Annotated in this window: 3 protein-coding genes; 1 reads left to right on the top strand and 2 read right to left on the bottom strand. The window is 32.3% G+C overall.

Annotation, left to right across the window (positions count from 1 at the left end):
* Window positions 1–230: 230 nt before the first annotated feature.
* Window positions 231–737, top strand: a complete 507-nt coding sequence (locus ACKI30_RS05745; protein WP_407410670.1) for a GNAT family N-acetyltransferase — start codon at window positions 231–233, stop codon at window positions 735–737.
* 8 nt (window positions 738–745) lie between these two features.
* Here ACKI30_RS05745 and ACKI30_RS05740 read toward each other — a convergent pair whose 3' ends face one another.
* Window positions 746–895 carry a hypothetical protein gene (locus ACKI30_RS05740; RefSeq protein ID WP_407410668.1) on the bottom strand — a complete coding sequence of 50 codons (150 nt, stop codon included), beginning with the start codon at window positions 893–895 and terminating at the stop codon, window positions 746–748.
* 459 nt (window positions 896–1,354) lie between these two features.
* Window positions 1,355–2,618, bottom strand: a 1,264-nt coding sequence (locus tag ACKI30_RS05735; RefSeq protein WP_407410666.1) for a hypothetical protein, incomplete at its 5' end; no start/stop codon positions are given.

The raw sequence follows: 2,618 nt of genomic DNA, 5'->3' as shown, positions 1-2,618 counted from the left end.
ATAAAAATATATTATAAAGCTACAAATTAACTAATAAACTATAATTATCATTGAATTGATTTAATTTATTTTTTAATATTTTGATATTAATAGTGAAGCGTGTTTTGGCATTATAGGTGACATATACCTGCTGAATAATGACATTAGTTGTAATAACAATTGCATTGTTAATGAAATATTGATTTGAGAGCAAAGATAGTATTATATATTTTGTTGTATAATAATAATTTATGACTATTTTAGATTGTAGTAAATTGGAAATTATTAAAGCAGATAAAGAAATTTTATCTTCAATTGAGTTTGATTGTGGGGATGAAGACCTTAATGAATTTTTATTAGAAGATTCATTTAGCAATATTGAAAATAGCTTATCTAAAATATATCTCTGTTTATATGATGGTTTTGTTGTTGCATTTTTCTCATTATCTGCAGATTCCATAAAAATCAATAAGAAACTAGAAATCAATTATCCAATGTATCCTGCAATTAAAATAGGTAGACTAGCTGTCCATAAGGATTTTCAAGGCATGCATATAGGATCCATTCTTATTGACTGGATTGTAGGTTTTTGTTTAGAACTAAGAAGTGATGTGGGCATTAGATTCATATCAATAGATGCATATAATCAAGAAAAAACTAAATCATTTTATACTAAAAATCTATTTGAAGAATTACAACCTAAGAAAAATAAAAATAGAAGAAATGTGCCAATGTATCGAGATTTATGTCAAAAATAAAATAAGTATTATCTTTTGAATTTAATTTTTTCAAAAGTGTTTTTTGCTCTTTTTAAAGCTTCAATTTCTTCATCTGTTGAAGGAGTGTTTAATTTCTCAATAAATCTGTCTGCATCAGCGCCAGATAAAGTTGGTGTTGGGTTTACTTTACTTGCCATGATTAAAACCTCCCATTAATAATTATAGTATAAATTATGTTCTTTGTTATTTATAAGATTTTCCAATAAATAACATAACATATCCATTTTTAGATTTAAGTTAATTCATCCACAATATTAACAACAAAATTTTCACATAACTCATTTTTCATACGATACGCTGCAAATTATATACTTATCAATTTTATGTATAAAAAATAAGAGAAGATAAACTGATATTTGTCTGCCTAGTGAATTGCTGCAAAAAAACTGATCACACTCATTTTCAATTAACATATACATGCAAGAATTCTTGCTTTAACGATAAGAGATTACGTTATTTAAATTTCAAAATATGCAAGAATTTAATCACATATAATCAGGATAAAATGCAAACAAGAAAATAGAAATGGTTCTGAATGGTTGATTCATGCGGATTGAGGTAAAAAAAAGTAAAAGTAAGTAACTGCCGAAGCAGACTTACTTGATTTTGATTTTAACTTTTTTGACTACCTTGTTGTAGTATTTGTTTCCTTTAAAGGTCACTGTTGATTTGTAGGTTCCTTTTTTGGTCAATTTCTTGATTTTGAAGGTTGCTTTACCTTTGGAATTGGTCTTGACGGTGATTGTCTTTTTGCCCTTGATTTTCAAGGTGACCTTGACCTTTTTCATTGCCTTGCCAGTATTGTCCTTTAAGACAATTGTGTATTTTTTGGTTTTGACTGTCCTTTTGAATGTTTTCTTTTTGGCAGTCATCTTAGGGGTTGCCTTTTTCACTGTGACCTTGATGTCCTTGGCTGATGCGACATAGTTGGCATTGCCGTTGAATGTCACTTTGGCTGTGTATGCCTTAGGAGCCAGGCCTTTTGTGGAAACCTTGATCTGGCCGTTGCTGTCTGTAGTGTATGTTTTGAGGCCGTTCAAATTGACAGTTACGCTAGCACCAGTTACGGGATTGCCTTTAGCGTCTTTTAATGTAATAACCAGATTCTTGTTGATGTTGTAGACTGCAGTTACTGCATTGCCTGTCAATACTGTTTGAAGCTTATTGATAGTTATTGTGGCATTCACGGTTACAGGATTATGATCCTCGTCAGGTATTGTTGTAACGGCCAAATTGTATGTGCCCGCATTCAAGCCTGAAAGCGGAATGGTGAAATCAACAACAGTTACGTCATTGCCATCAATTTTGGCAGTGATTCCGACAGCTCCCATTGTTGCAACATTAATTGAATCACCATAATCGAAAACGGTCTTATCAAGTGTTATTTCTGAATCCGCTTTAGTGATTGTTATTGTTCCATTGCTGACAGCCACATTGCCGGATTCCAGATATGAAGCAGAGACATTATACTCAGCGTAATCGTCAAATGTGTACACTGCCCACCAGATGCCGTTTGAAGCATAATTGGCATCGATTTTGGTTCCGTCAGACAATACAAATTGGAATTTGCCTCCATATATATTGGATTTTGCAGTGAGGTTCACTGTCCTGTTGTTGGTTGCAATAGAGGTTACGTTTGCATGTAATTCCATGTTTGTTAAAATGGTTTCAGCCCTAGTGTAGTATGAATCATCATCATGACGGACAGTGATGAAATAATTGCCATCAAGATTCATATTTTCCAAAACAATTGTACCATTCTCATCTGTGACATAAACCTCATTTAAAACAAGAACTCCATTTACAACAACTTCCACGGTTACGTTCTGACCGGCTACCTTATTGGATCCTGACATAGTA

Origin of the sequence: Methanobrevibacter sp. (genome assembly GCF_045539575.1) — an archaeon.
GTDB lineage: Archaea > Methanobacteriota > Methanobacteria > Methanobacteriales > Methanobacteriaceae > Methanocatella.
Note: the sequence above shows the minus strand (reverse complement) of the source record. Positions and strands in the feature narration are given on the sequence as shown.